The sequence below is a fragment of the Nocardia brasiliensis genome (assembly GCF_042691675.1).
GTDB lineage: Bacteria > Actinomycetota > Actinomycetes > Mycobacteriales > Mycobacteriaceae > Nocardia > Nocardia brasiliensis_D.
Genome location: NZ_CP170507.1, coordinates 1791601 through 1806712 on the forward strand (window position 1 = coordinate 1791601; position 15112 = coordinate 1806712).

A 15112-nucleotide genomic window follows, 5' to 3' on the forward strand; every position below is an offset into this window, starting at 1 on the left:
AAGGTAAGGGTGTTTCGCAGAAGGAAACTCAGTCATGGCCACGACCGATTTATTGATCCGGAACGCCCGCGTCGTGCGCCCGGGCGACCCGCCCGCCGACAACCCGGAACCGCTCGACATCATCGTGGTGGACGGCACCATCACCGGTATCGGCCCGAAACTCGCTGCGGCACCGGGCATCCGGACGGTAGATGCCGACGGTCTGCTCGCCTTCCCCGGTGTGGTCGACGCGCACCAGCATTGGGGTATCTACCGTGATCTCGCCGACGACACCGCGAGCGAGAGCCGCGCCTGCGCGCAGGGCGGCGTGACCAGCTCGCTCAACTATCTGCGGACCGGCCGCTACTACCTGAACAAGGGTGGTCCGTACCGGGAGTTCGTGCCGGAGGTGCTCGACCGGATGGCCGGGCGCTCCTACGTCGACTACGGCCTGCACCTCGCGCCGATGACGCGCGAGCACATCGCCGAAATCCCCAGCCTCATCGAGGATTACGGGATCACCTCGTTCAAGATATTCATGTTCTACGGCGGTCACGGCCTGCACGGCCGGGCCACCGACCAGTCCGATTTCCTGATGATCCCGCCGGACGAACGCTACGACCTGGCGCACTTCGAGTTCGTCATGCGCGGCGTGCAACGCGCCCGAGAAGCGCTCGGGCAGCGGATCTCCCTGTCGCTGCACTGCGAGACCGCCGAAATCATGGCCGCCTACACCGCGTTGGTGGAGCAGGACGGGGAGCTCACCGGGCTGCGCGCCTACAGTGCCTCGCGCCCACCGCATTCCGAGGGGCTGGCCATCACCATTGCCGCCTACCTCGCGCACGAGACCGGGTTGCCCGACATCAACCTGCTGCATCTGTCCTCGGCCAAAGCGGTCGAGGCCGCCATGACGATGGCGGCGGCCTTCCCGCACGTCAACTTTCGGCGCGAGGTCACCATCGGGCACCTGCTCGCCGATGTGGACAGCTCGCCCGGGCTCGGCGGCAAGGTGAACCCGCCGCTGCGCGACCGCGGCGACGTCGAGACGCTGTGGCGGCACCTGCTGGCAGGCGATCTGGACTGGGTGGTGAGTGACCACGCCTGCTGCCGTGACGAACAGAAGTTCGGCGCCGACCGCGACAACGTCTTCCTGGCCAAGTCCGGCTTCGGCGGCGCGGAGTACCTGCTGCCGGGGCTGGTCGGGGAAGGCAGGAAGCGCGGCTTGGCGCCGCAGCGCATCGCCGCACTCACGGCGTGGAACCCGGCCCGGCGTTACGGCCTGACCCGTAAGGGCACGCTGGCCGAGGGTTACGACGGCGACATCGTCCTCGTCGACCCGCAGGCTCAGTGGACCGTGCGTGCAAAGGACTCCGCCTCTGCCCAGGAGTACACCCCGTTCGAGGGCTTCGACATGACGGCCCGGGTGACCGACGTCTTCCTGCGCGGTCACCACCTCTACCGGGACGGTTGGATCTCGGACGAACCGCGTGGCCGCTACCTGCACCGCAGCGCCCGCTGAGCATCGGCCGCCGGGACGTGCCATTCGAGTGGCGGGTGACGCTGTACTACCGTCGCTGGCATGCGGCTTCACGTGGGCTGTGCGATGTGGACGCACGCGGCATGGCAGGAATGGCAACCGGCTTCCGGTGATCGGCTGGCGGCCTACGCCGACCGGTGCAACGCGGTGGAAGGCAACACGACCTTCTATGCGATACCCGCGCGGCGCACCGTCGAGTCGTGGGCCAGGCAGACCGCGCCGGACTTCCGATTCGCGGTGAAACTGCACAAGTCGATCACTCACGAGCGCAGGCTGACCGGCGCCGAGGAGGAGCTGCGCACGTTTCTGTCCGCGATCGAACCACTCGGTCCGCGGACGCATGCGCTGTGGGCGCAGTTGCCCGCCTCGTTCGGTCCGACTGATCTCGGGGCGCTGGCCGGATTCCTGCGCCAGTTGCCGCGCTCGTACCGCCCGGCCGTCGAGGTCCGGCATCGCGCCTTCTTCGAGAACGACCAAGCCGCAGCGCAGTTGGAGCGGGTGCTCGCCCGCGTCGGCGCCGAGTGGATCCCCTTCGACACCACCACCCTCTTCGACGGCTTGCCGGTTACCACCGCCGAACAGGAGGCCTGGTCGAAGAAGCCGCGCGTGCCGCGCCGGACCCGCGCACTGACCGAATTCCCGATCGTCAGATACCACGGACGCGATGCCACCGAGCGCACGGTCGCGGGTTGGCAGCCGTGGCTCGGCACGGTCGTGGACTGGCTGCGGGAAGGGCGATCACCCACCGTCTTCGTCCACACGCCGGACAACGCCGACGCCGTGCCGCTCGCCCGCCGCTTCCATGCGGAGATCGCGGCACGACTGCCGGAATTGGACCCGCTGCCCGAGCCCGCACCTACCGGGCCGATGACCCTGTTCTAACGGCTTCCGATGGGCTGCTGCAGAATTCCCGCGAGCAGCGTGCCCGCGCCTTGCAGCCAGAGTGGCCAGCTGGCAGGATCCAGTGCCATCGATCCCTCGTCGTGGATGGCGCAGCCCGGCTGGGCGGGGACGCCGTCGAACCTCTCCTTCAGCCACAGCAATACCCGCGCCAAGCTGTCGATCTCCAGCGTGATGTGTTCACTGAAATGGTCGCGGGTGTACTGCACCTGGGCCTTGGGGTCTCGGCAATATTCGTCGACAAGGGTGTTGACCGGGCCGACCGGAGCGATCCAGTCGGGGTTGGAGTTGAAGATGAACATCGGCATAGCGGGCACGGCTTTACCCATCCGGAGTGCGTCGAAGACCTTCGTAGGGACGGGGTCGTTCAACGCGTTGGGTGAGTCGTAGAGGCCGCCCTCGAGATTCATGAACGGCAACAGCGCGGCGGAGTAGAGACACAACGAATCCTTGATCGGCACCAAGGCCTTGGCGAGCGGGTTCAGGTGTTGCTCGTTGTAGGCGGCCAGTTCCGGGTACTCGCGTGCCACGCCGAGCAATCCCGTGAAGATCAGCCCGGAGCCCAGATTGCCGCTGGCGAGCTGGTACATCGCCTTGATGTCGGCCGGAACGCCACCTTCCGAAGCGCCGACGATATTGAGCTCCGGTGCGTAGGACGCGGCCTGTTCGGCGGCGTGTCCGGTGGTGATCGCGCCGCCGGAATATCCGGCCATGCCCACCTTGGTCTGTGGGTCGAGGCCCATCGGTGCGAAGTTCTCGGCCGCCCGGATGCCGTCGAGGGTGATCCGGGCACCCAGCGGTCCTGCGGCGAACGCGCCGTTCGGGCCCTGATGGTCCGGCATCGCCACCGCCCACCCCGCACCGAGCGCGGTCAGCGGCAGCACGAACTCGAACGGTATGTCGAACTGGCCGGTGATATTGCCGGGCACCGAGGCCTGTTGCAGTGCATAGGATGCCGCGCAGTAGTTCGCATTCGAGTCCTGCGGGAACTGGTACGACAGCAGCGGGCGGGGTGCGCCGCCGTTGTTGCCGCGCGGCTTCATCAGCGTGGTGACCGCGGCGATCGGTTCGTCGCGGGTGTTGGTGGACCGGAACGACAACTGCCATGCGTCGATGTTCAACGGAATGACCGAGTAGAGCGCCAGATGGACTTCGCGGGCCGCGATGATTTCCCCCGGCTTCTTCGCGGCCACGATATCCGCGGGTGGTCTATAAAATCCCGGATCGAGTTCCGGCGGGGCCGGCGGAATCGGAAACGGGAGCGCTGGCTGCACCGGAACCTGGTCCGCGGCAGGGTGTTGATCAGCCGGGGCCGCGAATGCTGGTATTCCCACAGCAAATTGCGTGGCTATTGCGATCACGGCGAGGAAAGCAGCGTAGCGGACTCGCCCGATCTTTCCGGAGACGACGGTATTCATGGGTCTTCTTTCGCTGGTGAGCTGTGCCGATGAGAGCCAATGAATGGATCTGTCGGGCGGAAGATTATTCCGGCCACGACCGTGCGCTATGAACGACGCGCCGCGCGTAACCCACCAGAATGTCTGTAAGGCTAAGTAACAGCAAATGCCAGAACCAGGCGCCGGTCCAGAGGCAAAGTCATAGTTTCCTGTGTCGCTGACTGTGCAGGTTGCACAATGGTTTCGCGAAGCAGATCGGGCAAGTCTCAGCCACCAGGGGGACTAAGCCTTGTGAAGTGTGTGGACGGCCTGTGGGTCCGGAGCAGGCTCAGGCGATGGCTCGGTCGGGCTGCTGGGTGAGGATCTTGTCGCCGTAGGTTTGGGCGCAGCGCAGGGCCAGCTCGAGGTAGGTGGCGCGTTCTTCGATGGAATGGCCCAGCAGTTCCTCGGATTGATTGATGCGGTAGCGAACGGTGTTGGGGTGGACGTTCAATTGCTGGGCGGTGGCGGGCGCGTGGTCGGTTTCGATCGCCACCCGCTGCGCGGCGAGCGCCTCGCGATGACTCTGCCGGAAACCGGCGATATCCGGCGCCGAGGAACCGATGGCGGCATGCAGGCCCGGCTGCCCGATCGACGGCACGGCGTCGAGATTCGGCGCACCCGCCGTGGCGATCCAGGCCCACATGCCGCGAACACCGGACGACAGCATCAGCGGTCGCGGCGCGTCGAGGAGGGCGGCGATGTCGTTCGCGAACTTTTCCAGGGTGCGCACCGGGTCGGGGGCGCCGGCCGATTCGTCGGTCCACAGCACGATCGCGGTCTGGTGGCGGCGCAGCGAATGACCCAGCTGGGACTCGGCGTGGTCGACATCGACGGCGTCGCCGCGCAGCAGTGAACCCGCGAGGCCGAATCGCCGTGCCAGCGCGCCACGCTGCCATTGCTCACGCTCATCGGTGTAGACCGCGACGGACGCCTCCACGCAGGTATCGGTCCATTCCAGAACGCGATCCCAGAACAGCAACAGCACGGCGCTGCGCAGTTGGTCGTCCTCGATCGCCTTGTTCAGCAAGTCGGTGATGTACTGCCACAGCATGGCCTGGCCGACCCGGTAGGTCCGCATCACCACATCGATGCCGAAACCGCGACGGGCGACCGTCCGCGACAGCGCGAGCACCTCCGCGGGCGGATGTACCTCGAAGACTTCCCGGCTCACCATGGCCAGGAAGCTGCGCCAGTGCGAGCGGGTCGCCGCGTGCAATTGTTCGGCGAGTTCGGCATCCATCGGTAGTTGCGCGTTGACTTCGGCGATCCTGCCATCGACCAGGTCGACCAGTTGCTGGGTCTGCTCGTCGGTGCGAGCTTGCGCCCCGAACTGGACAAGCCAGTCGAGGGCTTCCTGATCCAAGGCAGTCATAGCGATATTCTGCTGCCCGGGATGACGGGGCGCGGCGCATTCGTGCTATCGGCGGAGTGAGATTCAATCTGAAAAGTTCACGACGCACACCGCATGAAATACCGGCCCAGGCGTTTTCGCTAGGTAATCTGAGCGCTGAGTCGCGGCTCGCCGAGCGACTCATTATCGCTGTACCCAGACACAAGGTCGACGCAGTTCCCGGTCGGCACCGTTTGGCATTCCGATCAGCACTGACCCCACATGCGGAGGGTTGTCATGAACGGATCATCGATCAGCGAACTACAGAGTCAACTAAAAACCGATAGGTCGGTTTGTATCACGGACCGTGGGCATAACCCGCTCATGAAACCGGAGGAAGCTGCGCGCCGCTTGCTGGAGGACATATTGGCGCGTTACGGGTCAGTGGAGGAATTCATCGGTTTACTGCGGGTCGACCCGTTCGTCGACACCACGGAAATCCCGCCGATATCGGACTATCTCTGGACCATTCCCTCGTAGCTCGCAGACGGGTCGAAAGCCGAAGGCGCGAACGCCGGTAGCTACCGGCGTTCGATGGAACGTGGCCTGCGCGCGTCGAATTCGCGCACCAGGTCGGTCCAGTCGTTCGCCAGCGCGGCCAGTCGCGTCCACGCCGCGTGCACCCGTTGCTCCGCTACCTTCTCGGCGGTCATCAGCAGGTGATCGGCGAGAATCTGCGCGGCGGCCATTCGGTCGACGGCGGTGCCGAGTGACTCGGTGGTCCGGTCCCGCCTGCGCCGCGGCGTCAGCTGGTTGGCCACCCATCCGTCGATGACGGTGACTATTTCGTTTCGGCGACGGTCGATTTCCGCTGCCCGCTCCGGCTGCGCGCGGCGCGTGTGGTGCAGTTGCGCCAAGGCCCGAGCGAGTCGGGTGACGAGGTGATCGGCCGGTCGGTCGCCGGTCTGCATGCGCAGCGCGGCGGACAACTCGTGCCAGTCGGGCAGCAGCGGGCGGGCCGCGCCGCTGTCGATCGACAGGGCTCGGGGGTTAGGTCCCTCGGCCGTTTGCACGGTCACGTGACGATGCCGGTGCGACACCACGGGAATCGCGGCGCGTGCACGTGGCTAACTATCCCGGCTCGTGCCTCGCTGAGCGCGGTCGGCCGCCCGATTCGGGTGTGAGACCGGGCATCCCTCATCTCTCGGTTGTCCAGATGCATGGGCAAGGTTGACCTTCCCTAGCGACGGTCGAGGTGCATCCGACCCCGGCGACCAGCCATATCCTCTAGTTCGACCAGCCGTTCTGCGCGTACCCGAGATAAGGGAGCAGAGCGCCCGGCGTCGGATGCACCTATCAGTTTCACCTACGACGGCGTCTCTCCGAAAGACTGATTCAGGTCATTCCGGACCACGTTTGGCCTCTTTGGTTATGGTCCCGCAATCCAGCCACCGTCAGGTGCCGTTGATCATGGAACCTGGTGGGGGGTGGCCGGTCTCCGGGAAGACGGTGAAATGGCGGACGGTTCCGGAGAGGTTGGGGAGTTCGGCGGGTGGCGTCCAGGTGCGGAAGTTGTCGTAGCTGTCGCTGTAGAGGTATCTGCCTTCGGTGTAGGCGTCGAAGAAGATTCGCCAGCCGCCGCCGGGGAGGGGGATGATGGACTGGCCTTCTCTTGGGGTACCCCAATTGGCCCAATCATCCTTTGCGACAAAGACATACGGGCCGAGTGGGTCGTTCGCGACGGCGAGTTCGATGTACTTCGTGGTCTCCTGCTTGGTGAAGGCGAAGTACCGGCCGTCGTGGTGGACGACGGTCGTGTCGATGTAGCCGTATGCGGTCTCGTCGTGAGCGGCGAGGCCCACCATCGGAATCAACGGGCCCCACAACCGCAGGCCGGGATCGAGGGCGGTCATCAGGTGGGCGGTGAACCGGTAGCCGTCGGACAGCGACACGATCACATTGACCTGGCCACGAGCGTCGACGAACCATTCCGGTGCCCACGTCGACGTCACGCCGGGGATGGGCACCGTGAAGTCGTACAGGTGGTGCCAGCTGATCCGATCGGTGCTGCGTGCGAAGCCGATGGTCTGGCCCTCCCACCCGGTGGTGTAGGCGAGGTAGTAGGCGCCGTCGGCATGACGAAACAAGCACGGGTCGCGCAAGAGCCCGGTCGGGGGCCGGTAAGCGGGGCCGCTCAGCAGCTCGAAGTTGAGTGCGTCGGTGGATTCGTAGACGTACAGATCGGTTTCGTTGGCGTTGGTGAACGCGGTCATCGTGTACCGCACCACCGGTTCGGTGGCCGCGGCAGGCTGCCGCGCGAGCAGGCTGATCGGCAAACCTGCCGCCAACGCCAGCGCGGACCTGCGACTCATCGGCACCAATGCCATAAAACGGATTATCCAGCGCAGCTTGCCGTCCGTATACCGACACGCCGCAGGGGGGCCGTCACCCGGCTCACCGGCCATTTCCTCGAGCGGGCGGCCAAGCCGTCCGCGGACGACCCGGACCAGGAAGGTACCCGGCGGATGCGTTGGGCAACATCTCGGGCCGATCCGCCCGCGCAGCCCGCAGCGTGATCGAATGGCTTTGCCGGAGAACAAGTTACGCGGCCATCCTTGGTCGCCAGCCCAAGACACCGTGCCGCCCCACCTGCGACCCTCTAGTCAGGTGAGAGGATCCGCCCGGCACATCGCCCGAACCGCACTCCGGTCCCGACCCGTGCCACGCTCGCCTCGCGCACTAGCTCGTTTGCCGAACGTCGAGTATCTGGAGCCGGAACCATGCCCGAGCCCGCCGACCAACCGTCCCTCGGAGAACAGGCACCGCCTGCTCTGCCGACCGCCCGCGAACTGCTGGACGCGATGCATGACGTTGTGCCCGAACACCATCCAGCGGCATCCATCCTGCGAGCCGCCTGCCTGCTCGCCGCGGTGGCCGAGTGGATCCATCGCCATCGAGCCGCGATCGAGACGAGTCCGCCCGCACTGCGGCGGATCAGCGGTCCCGGCATCGAACGCGCGGCGCGCACGCTGCGCCGATATCTGGTCGAAGGAATCGCCGACGCGGCGCCCGGTGTCCACGGAGTCGGCAAGGCGGTGGACCAGTTGGCCGCCGCCTGGGTGGACTGGCGCAGCGTGACCACCGGTGACGGCCCGTCCCGCCGAGTCGACACCCGCCAGGCCTTGATCGCCGCCTGCAACGCCTACAACGAACTCACCGGGCACGACGACCGCGAAACGTAGCGCTGATCGTGACGAGAATGCACGTGATTCAGGATCAGCGGGTCTGTTGTTACGTAGTGGTCGCAGGCATCTGGCGTGTCACTTTCTGCTGAATGCAATATTGCGTTTACTTCGGGCGGCACAGTTGGTCGGTCGTTCCATCCGGAATCGCCACGGGATAGTGGAAAGGTGGGTAATCTGGTCGAGTCCCAATGCAGTTCGGGACAGTTCCGCAGAGTGAGTCGTGGTCGCCCCTGCGGCTCACTATCGCTGTACACAGTCCGATGAGGCCCGGGGGATCCCCGGGCCTCATCGTTCGTATATTCCGCAGCAGAGTTTCGGGTGTTCCCCGGGGAGTCGGGCAATTCTTCGGACGCAGCGATAATTCGCGCCGAATTCTCCGATCCAGACCCGCCGCGGGTCCGAATATGCCGTAGTGCCGACACGTGTCGGATCGTTGTCGGCGCACCTGTACCGGAATCGATACGACAAGGGGTTACCTATGATTCACAAAACCGCGATTGCCGCGGTGACCGGGCTGTTCGCTGTCGCCGCGACGCTTGCCGTAGCCGCGGGCACGGCAAATGCCACGCCCCAGCAGGGTCCGGCCGGTGGGGCGGAGCTGGTCCAGCAGTTCGTTCCAGTGGCCGAACCCTCGGATGGCGACGAGGGGGCCAACGGTGGAAAGAGTAAGGGCGACAAGGGAAAGGGACAGAGCGGGAAGGGCAAGGGGAAGGGGAAGGGAAAGGGCGGCAAGGCAAAGGATAAGAGCGTCGAGGAAGAAATCGGAGCAGCTCTCAATTCCGCTTTGCGGGAGCTCATCATGCCGCCGAATGGCGGCGCCGACAAGGGACCCCTGGACATCCCGATTTCCACCTGGCTGGACATGTTCCTCGGGCCCGAGCCGGGCAAGGACGACAGCGCACCGGAGAGCGAAGCCGAGTTCATTCGACCGAACTGACTCCGTGCGTTACTGATTGATCCCGCTAGCAGGCAGGTCCGCACGTCGCCGAACAAGCGATCGGACCTGCCTGCTGCTGTTACCGCCGTACCCCGAGTCGGGCGCTATGTCAGCGCCTATGCCCGGGGAGCTCGAGTCCGGCGGTATCGAGAAAGTCTGTGTCCCAGCCGGTTCGGACGAGCCGCCGACGCCCCGTGTAGAGCAGGCACGCGCTTTCCGACAGCAGTAGTGCCCAGACGAGGTGCCGCGCTGATTCGAGGCGCTTGGCCTTCGCCTCGGCGGATTCCGGGCGGATCCGAACGGGTGACGGATCGGTGGTACCGGAATGTACCTCGATGGCACCGTCTTTCGGCTTATCCGACTTCCGAGGCAATGCGGGCGGCACGGTCGGGGGCGGGTCGGGGACAATTTTGTCGGCTGCGCTGGTGGCCAGGACATCCGGTTGGGCAACAACCGGTTCGGGTTTCGGTGGTACCGGTTGGGCGCGCGAGAGTTCGATGAACCAGTCGGCGATGAACTGCACCGAGGGGCGCCCCGCGGCGACCGCGGTGACCGCGTAGGCATTGTGGCGGGCCACCGCGTCCTGGTATTTCCCCCAGACGTCCGTGTCGGCAAGTTCGAGATTGTCGCTGACCAGGTTCCCGATCGCATCGAACGCCTGGGTGACGACCTGCGTGAACCGCGGCGCGGACGAGCGTTTCGGCATCGAGGCGAACGTCTTCGCGCTCAGCGTCGCCAGGCCGGCGAGTGGGTCCGTGGCACCGATGGCCCCGATCTGGCAGACATCCTCGGGAGTGAGGACGGCACCGACAATGCTGGTCAGAGTGTTCAGAGCGATGGTGGCGACGCGCAGGGCGGCCGACGGACCGGTCGGGTCGTCGAGCAGGGACCGGGGGTCGGACGCTTCGGCGAGCCGCTGGCTGAGCGACTTCTCGTGCGAGAGTACGAGACTGCCCGGCGTCAGGCCGTGCAGGTCCTTGTCGACCACGTCCGTCGCGGTTTTGCTGATGGTGGCGGCCAGCGCGTCGGCGATCGAGGACAGCGCGGTCAGCGGGTCGTCCAACGGCAGCAGTGCCTGGCCGGCGATGTTGATGATCATGTGCAGCAGCGGTGCGTTCGCGGGGGAGTCGCAGGCGAGATCGCCATCGATGCAGAACGACGCGACTCGACCGGTGAGCGCGCCGAAGTCGGGGGCGAGGTCACGCAACGGTCCGATCCCACCGCCCGCGGCGGGTGCGGGCTGGGCCCGCAGGTCGGCGAGACCGTCCGCCACGGTGCCGGGCGGCGGGTCGGGGGCGAGTTTTCCCGCGGCGCCGGGGAACAGCGGGGCACCGGGGTAGCGGGTGGGGTCGGCGAGCAGCGCGACTCCCGCGATCCGGTCGGCGGGTATCGCGGATTGGCCGCGGCCGATCTCCTGGGCCAACAAGGAGGCGATGTGGGCGCCTTGGGAGTATCCGGCGAAGGCCAGTCGGGTGTGCTCGCATCGTTCGATGACGGAGTGCGCCATGGTGCGCAGCTGCTGCAAGCCGCCGGTCACCGATTGCGCGTACGGGACCTGGCCGCCTGGCACCGCGCCGCCGAAGCCGGCTTCGTAGGGGACATAGGCTCGGTCGGTGCGGCTCCGCTCGGCCGCCAGCATCGGCCGGAAGATCGCCGAAATCATGCCCCGGTCGCTGGCCGGGTCCGCGTCCGGCGAGGATTCGCCGGTGCCGGGCACTCCGATGGCGTAAAGGTCCGGGCAGCGTGCTGATTGGCCCGTTGCGGGCTGGGCCGCGCCGCCGCCGACTCCGGCGTTCATGGCGAGGGCCGCGCCTGCGACCACTGTCCCTACTCTCCGAATACCTGTTCGGGAGAACAGCATTCGACGCAAAGTCCCCACCTTCATATCGATCTGCGCGGCCTGAGGCTGGTGCCGGTCCGGGGTGGGCTTCGCCGCCACCCCGGACCGTGTCGAATCAGCCGCCGAGCAGCGCGGTTACGACGCTGACGAGTCCCGAGGTGAGGGCGGTGACAACGGCGGTGAGGAGCGGTGCGAGCATGATCTCCCTTTCGTGTTCATCTGGTTATGAACCGACCGGTCAGTCTTCGTGAGGTCAACCCGACGCAAGCTCTGAAATGCCGGTGCCCCTCTTCGAAGACTCCAGACGGTGGGAACAACCCGGTTGGGTGTCCAACGCTGACCATGCCGGGATCCGTCAGTGGCAGGCGTCGATAGTGTCTTCGTTACCCAAGTACGTTCGGATGGAAGAAATTTCGAAGGAGTTTTGTCAGGGCTGCGAACTGGGGCAATAACCGTGCCGACCGGCTGCCTCGGACGGCGCGCGCGGGCGCAGCGGTTTTGTCCCCGCAGTGGCTGGTGCGCTAGCCTTTCCCGCGGTCCGGCTCATGCTCTCGTTCGACAAGTGGCACCGATCTGTCCATGGCGTATCACAGGAGCAGTCATGTTGAGTGGTCTCTTCGATCTGGTTAACAGCGTGCTTGCGGTAGTGGAAAATCTTGTCGGGATCGTTTCCCTCGGCATTTTGGGTTGACCGGCAGGCGCGCCTTTCCGTTGTCCCCGGAGCGAATTCGGACAATTCGGAGAGGCGCGCGGCCTCCGCATTCTGTGCTGCTACTGCGGCCGGGTTCTCCGGCGCGCGACGGGCGATCGAGGAAGGTTCGCGGTGACACGTACGGTGAAGGGGCTGGCGACTTCAGCCGGGGCCGCGATTGTAATCTACTGTGCTGGTATGGATTCCGGCGCTGTGTGGCAGCCGGAGGAAGTGCGGTTCCCGGCTCGATCGGGGTGGTTCGGCGCGACCGTCGACAGCGTGGAGCAGCGCGACGACACCGGCGGGTCCCGTTGGTAGGCAAAATCATTCCGCTGCTACCGGGCAGCGTGCACGGGACCGCTGTGTTGGCGGCCGACGCCACCCGGGAGTTGATGGCGCAAGCACACGCCAGGGCGAGCAGCGCCGCGGGTCGCGCCAGCGCGGCGAGCCGACGAGCGGTCAACCGGGAGAAGGCCGTCGAACATGTCGCGCGCGCCCACGGGTCCGCGCGCGCCGTCGCGGCGTCGAACACCACCCGGGACGCCGCGTGGCACGCCTACGTCGCCGCCAACCACGCGATCAAAGCGACGTTCTACGCGGTCGCCACCGCCGACGCCGCGGTCGCCGTGCAGGCCGCGGCCGCCACCGCTCTCGATGCCGCGAAAGCCGCCGCCTTCGCCCCCGACGACGTCACCCTCGCCGACGCCGCCGCGTCGGCGGAGGAACATGCCGCCGGTGCCAGCAACGGAGCCTATGGCGCGCCACCAGCCGTCACGATCGCCCGGATCGGCCGCAACCTGTCCACGAACTAGTTCATCTCGGCGTGCGCCACGCCCCGCACTCGCCGCAGGGACCGGGGGTTACCAAGGATTCAGCAATTAGTCGGTTAAGTTCTCGGTTTATGCGCACATGGACTCGGCGTGCCGCGGTAGCGCTCGCGGCCTCGACGGCAGCGCTGTTGGTGACCGGCACAGCGGTTGCTGTTCCACCGGCGCCCGCAGCGGGCGTTCTCGGGCTCGGACCAGGGTTTCTGTGGGGTGTGGCGGCGTCCGGCTTTCAGTCGGAGGGCCACGCGCCGGACAACGGTGTGCTCGATGCCGGTTCGCTCGACTCGGACTCGCCCGGCCGAACTTCGCTGGAGAACGATGCGCCAGACAGTAACTGGCTGCGCTACATCGAGCGGCATCCGGAGTTCGACAGGTATCGCAGCGCCATCGACTTCTACCACCGATACGCCGCCGATATCGATCTGGCGAAGGCGCTCGGGGCGAAGGTGTTCCGGATGGGAATCGAATGGGCGCGGCTGCAACCGAGGAGTCGCGAGGAGTGGGACGCCGACGGTTTCCGCTTCTACGACGCGGTCATCGCCAAGATCATCAAGTCGGGCCTGCGCCCGATGGTGACGCTCGATCATTGGGTGTACCCGGGGTGGGCCTTCGACCGCGACGGCTGGGACAACCCGGAGATGGTGCAGGACTGGCTGGCCAACATGCGCAAGGTGGTCGATCGCTACGCCGCACGAAATCCTTTGTGGGTCACCATCAACGAGCCGGTCGCCTACATCATGCACGAGGTGCGGCACAACGGCACCGACCAGCACGCGATGGAGGACCGCGTCGCCGAAGCGCACAATGCGATCTTCGACTACATCCACGAGAAGCGGCCCGACGCCCAGGTGACGAGCAATATCGGCTACGTCGCCGGTATCGATGATCAGGTCAATGGTCCGTTGTTCGCGAAGATTCGGGACCGGCTCGACTACATCGGCGTCGACTACTACTTCGCCTTCGAACCGCCGAATTCCAGCCCGCCCGCCACCGTCCGGTCCATCGCGGCCGTCGGTGCGCCGGGGATGTGGAACCTTCCGTTGCGGACCGAGGGCATCTACTACGCGGTGAAACGCTATGCGGATATGTTCCCGCCCGGCAAGCCGGTCTACGTCGTAGAGAACGGAATCCCCACCGAGAACGGGGCGCCGCGGGCGGACGGTTATACCCGCAGCGACCATCTGCGCGACACCGTCTACTGGCTCCAGCGCGCCAAGGCGGATGGCGTGAACATCATCGGCTACAACTACTGGAGCATCACCGACAACTACGAATGGGGCAGCTACAACCCCAGATTCGGCCTCTACACCGTGGATGTGCGGGAGGACCCCTCGCTCACCCGGCGGCCCACCGACGCCGTCGCCACCTACACCGCGGTCATCGCGGCGGGCGGCGTCCCCGGCGACTACCGGCCGACCCGTCCGCCTGCGGACTGCGGCGTGGTAGATCCGACACCTGGTTGTAGCGACCTCGTCATCCCGTAGCGCGGAAGCCGTTTCTACGCCGTGGACCCGGCGTCCACTACGGCGCCTACTCGGTCTCCGCGGTGTTGCCCTCACTTCGGGCGGCTTGTTTCGCGGACTCCAATTCGGAGCGCAGGCGCGCGGCGGTCTGCTCGTCGCCTGCGTCTTCCGCGGTGGTGATGTCTTGGTGGAGTTGGGCGATGATGTCCTGGGAAACCATGGTTCTCCTATCGGTTGAACTCGGGGCATCCGGTCTGTTGTGCTGAGTGACCACTGTGGCCGAACGGAAACATGTGAACGTCGGCACAACAAAAAACGGGATGCCCGTGCGGGCATCCCGTTTCCGGCTACGAATGTGGAGATATCAGCTCACGGCACGACTTCGATGATGTCGCCGGGGTTGAGGTAGCGGTAGAACTCCTCGGCACCCTCGGGATTCATCCGAATGCAGCCGTGCGACTGCTCTTCGAGCGGTCCGATGTGGGTCGCGATATCGCCGTCGAAGAATACTGCCCACTTCATCGGAGCATTGTGCATCGTGCTCCAGAAGTCTTCGCGCTTGAAATCGACGTCGAAGACTCCGACATGGCTTTCGTATCCCGGCCGCCCGTGCGAAATCGGGGTCGGACCGTAGACGGTCTTGCCTTCGTCCATCAGCCACGCCTCGTTGGTCGACAGCCGCATGCACGCTCGTGCCTTTTCGGCGGTGCACGGTGCGAGGACCGGTGCCGGTGGGGGCGGCTGAATGATCGCCGGCACACCGGGGATATCCGGGCCGCCGGGCCATAATGGTTCGGCCTGTGCGGTCGCCGTCATGGTGAGTCCGGCTGACGCAACGCCGATCAGGACCGCGAATCCAGCAGACCAACTTCTACAACGCTTGCTGCTCATCAATCTTTGACCTCTCTTCGCCTTGCCGCCACG

14 protein-coding genes are annotated in these 15112 nt (G+C 65.8%); 7 read left to right on the forward strand and 7 right to left on the reverse strand.

What is annotated here, in order from left to right:
* Positions 1-34: 34 nt before the first annotated feature.
* Positions 35-1498 (forward strand): dihydroorotase family protein, encoded by a 1464-nt coding sequence (locus ACFK0J_RS08335; RefSeq protein ID WP_378738094.1) that lies wholly within the window; start codon positions 35-37, stop codon positions 1496-1498.
* A 60-nt stretch (positions 1499-1558) separates the two neighbouring features.
* Positions 1559-2398: a DUF72 domain-containing protein gene (locus ACFK0J_RS08340; RefSeq protein ID WP_378738096.1), complete on the forward strand. Its 840-nt coding sequence runs from the start codon at positions 1559-1561 to the stop codon at positions 2396-2398.
* Here the strand turns inward: ACFK0J_RS08340 and ACFK0J_RS08345 are convergent.
* Together ACFK0J_RS08345 and ACFK0J_RS08350 are read right to left on the reverse strand one after the other, a co-directional pair.
* Positions 2395-3834 carry a lipase family protein gene (locus ACFK0J_RS08345; protein ID WP_378738098.1) on the reverse strand — a complete coding sequence of 480 codons (1440 nt, stop codon included), beginning with the start codon at positions 3832-3834 and terminating at the stop codon, positions 2395-2397. The two genes, ACFK0J_RS08340 and ACFK0J_RS08345, sit on opposite strands and share 4 nt — an antisense overlap.
* A gap of 307 nt (positions 3835-4141) precedes the next feature.
* Positions 4142-5227 carry a helix-turn-helix domain-containing protein gene (locus ACFK0J_RS08350; protein WP_378738100.1) on the reverse strand — a complete coding sequence of 362 codons (1086 nt, stop codon included), beginning with the start codon at positions 5225-5227 and terminating at the stop codon, positions 4142-4144.
* Positions 5228-5569: 342 nt separating this feature from the next.
* On the opposite strand from ACFK0J_RS08350, the gene ACFK0J_RS08355 reads away from it, so the two are divergent.
* Complete coding sequence (locus ACFK0J_RS08355) at positions 5570-5725, forward strand: hypothetical protein (protein ID WP_378738102.1); 156 nt, start codon at positions 5570-5572, stop codon at positions 5723-5725.
* Between the two features lie 41 nt (positions 5726-5766).
* On the opposite strand, the gene ACFK0J_RS08360 is transcribed toward ACFK0J_RS08355, so the two are convergent.
* Positions 5767-6264 (reverse strand): DUF4254 domain-containing protein, encoded by a 498-nt coding sequence (locus ACFK0J_RS08360; protein WP_378738103.1) that lies wholly within the window; start codon positions 6262-6264, stop codon positions 5767-5769.
* Positions 6265-6639: 375 nt separating this feature from the next.
* A complete protein-coding gene (locus ACFK0J_RS08365; protein WP_378738105.1) occupies positions 6640-7572 on the reverse strand; it encodes a glycoside hydrolase family 43 protein in 933 nt (310 codons plus the stop codon).
* Between the two features lie 393 nt (positions 7573-7965).
* Here ACFK0J_RS08365 and ACFK0J_RS08370 point away from each other — a divergent pair, with 393 nt between their 5' ends.
* Together ACFK0J_RS08370 and ACFK0J_RS08375 are read left to right on the forward strand one after the other, a co-directional pair.
* Positions 7966-8427: a hypothetical protein gene (locus ACFK0J_RS08370; RefSeq protein WP_378738107.1), complete on the forward strand. Its 462-nt coding sequence runs from the start codon at positions 7966-7968 to the stop codon at positions 8425-8427.
* A gap of 481 nt (positions 8428-8908) precedes the next feature.
* Complete coding sequence (locus ACFK0J_RS08375) at positions 8909-9367, forward strand: hypothetical protein (protein ID WP_378738109.1); 459 nt, start codon at positions 8909-8911, stop codon at positions 9365-9367.
* A 109-nt stretch (positions 9368-9476) separates the two neighbouring features.
* Here the strand turns inward: ACFK0J_RS08375 and ACFK0J_RS08380 are convergent, their stop codons facing one another.
* Entirely contained in the window at positions 9477-11189 is a 1713-nt protein-coding gene (locus ACFK0J_RS08380; RefSeq protein WP_378738111.1) for a cutinase family protein, read from the reverse strand.
* A 1020-nt stretch (positions 11190-12209) separates the two neighbouring features.
* Here ACFK0J_RS08380 and ACFK0J_RS08385 point away from each other — a divergent pair.
* Entirely contained in the window at positions 12210-12710 is a 501-nt protein-coding gene (locus ACFK0J_RS08385; RefSeq protein WP_378738113.1) for a hypothetical protein, read from the forward strand.
* A gap of 89 nt (positions 12711-12799) precedes the next feature.
* Positions 12800-14209, forward strand: a complete 1410-nt coding sequence (locus tag ACFK0J_RS08390) for a family 1 glycosylhydrolase (protein ID WP_378738115.1) — start codon at positions 12800-12802, stop codon at positions 14207-14209.
* Between the two features lie 46 nt (positions 14210-14255).
* Here ACFK0J_RS08390 and ACFK0J_RS08395 read toward each other — a convergent pair whose 3' ends face one another.
* Complete coding sequence (locus tag ACFK0J_RS08395) at positions 14256-14408, reverse strand: hypothetical protein (protein WP_378738117.1); 153 nt, start codon at positions 14406-14408, stop codon at positions 14256-14258.
* Between the two features lie 149 nt (positions 14409-14557).
* On the reverse strand, positions 14558-15079 hold the full coding sequence (locus ACFK0J_RS08400; RefSeq protein ID WP_378738119.1) for a L,D-transpeptidase: 522 nt from the start codon (positions 15077-15079) through the stop codon (positions 14558-14560).
* Positions 15080-15112: the final 33 nt, after the last annotated feature.

What these genes read in the sequence shown, in the direction of transcription:
- ACFK0J_RS08365 (WP_378738105.1), bottom strand. Translation starts at nt 7,572, where the DNA reads ATGGCATTGGTGCCGATGAGTCGCAGGTCCGCGCTGGCGTTGGCGGCA.
- ACFK0J_RS08390 (WP_378738115.1), top strand. Translation starts at nt 12,800, where the DNA reads ATGCGCACATGGACTCGGCGTGCCGCGGTAGCGCTCGCGGCCTCGACG.
- ACFK0J_RS08370 (WP_378738107.1), top strand. Translation starts at nt 7,966, where the DNA reads ATGCCCGAGCCCGCCGACCAACCGTCCCTCGGAGAACAGGCACCGCCT.
- ACFK0J_RS08375 (WP_378738109.1), top strand. Translation starts at nt 8,909, where the DNA reads ATGATTCACAAAACCGCGATTGCCGCGGTGACCGGGCTGTTCGCTGTC.
- ACFK0J_RS08395 (WP_378738117.1), bottom strand. Translation starts at nt 14,408, where the DNA reads ATGGTTTCCCAGGACATCATCGCCCAACTCCACCAAGACATCACCACC.
- ACFK0J_RS08350 (WP_378738100.1), bottom strand. Translation starts at nt 5,227, where the DNA reads ATGACTGCCTTGGATCAGGAAGCCCTCGACTGGCTTGTCCAGTTCGGG.
- ACFK0J_RS08335 (WP_378738094.1), top strand. Translation starts at nt 35, where the DNA reads ATGGCCACGACCGATTTATTGATCCGGAACGCCCGCGTCGTGCGCCCG.
- ACFK0J_RS08400 (WP_378738119.1), bottom strand. Translation starts at nt 15,079, where the DNA reads ATGAGCAGCAAGCGTTGTAGAAGTTGGTCTGCTGGATTCGCGGTCCTG.
- ACFK0J_RS08340 (WP_378738096.1), top strand. Translation starts at nt 1,559, where the DNA reads ATGCGGCTTCACGTGGGCTGTGCGATGTGGACGCACGCGGCATGGCAG.
- ACFK0J_RS08355 (WP_378738102.1), top strand. Translation starts at nt 5,570, where the DNA reads ATGAAACCGGAGGAAGCTGCGCGCCGCTTGCTGGAGGACATATTGGCG.
- ACFK0J_RS08345 (WP_378738098.1), bottom strand. Translation starts at nt 3,834, where the DNA reads ATGAATACCGTCGTCTCCGGAAAGATCGGGCGAGTCCGCTACGCTGCT.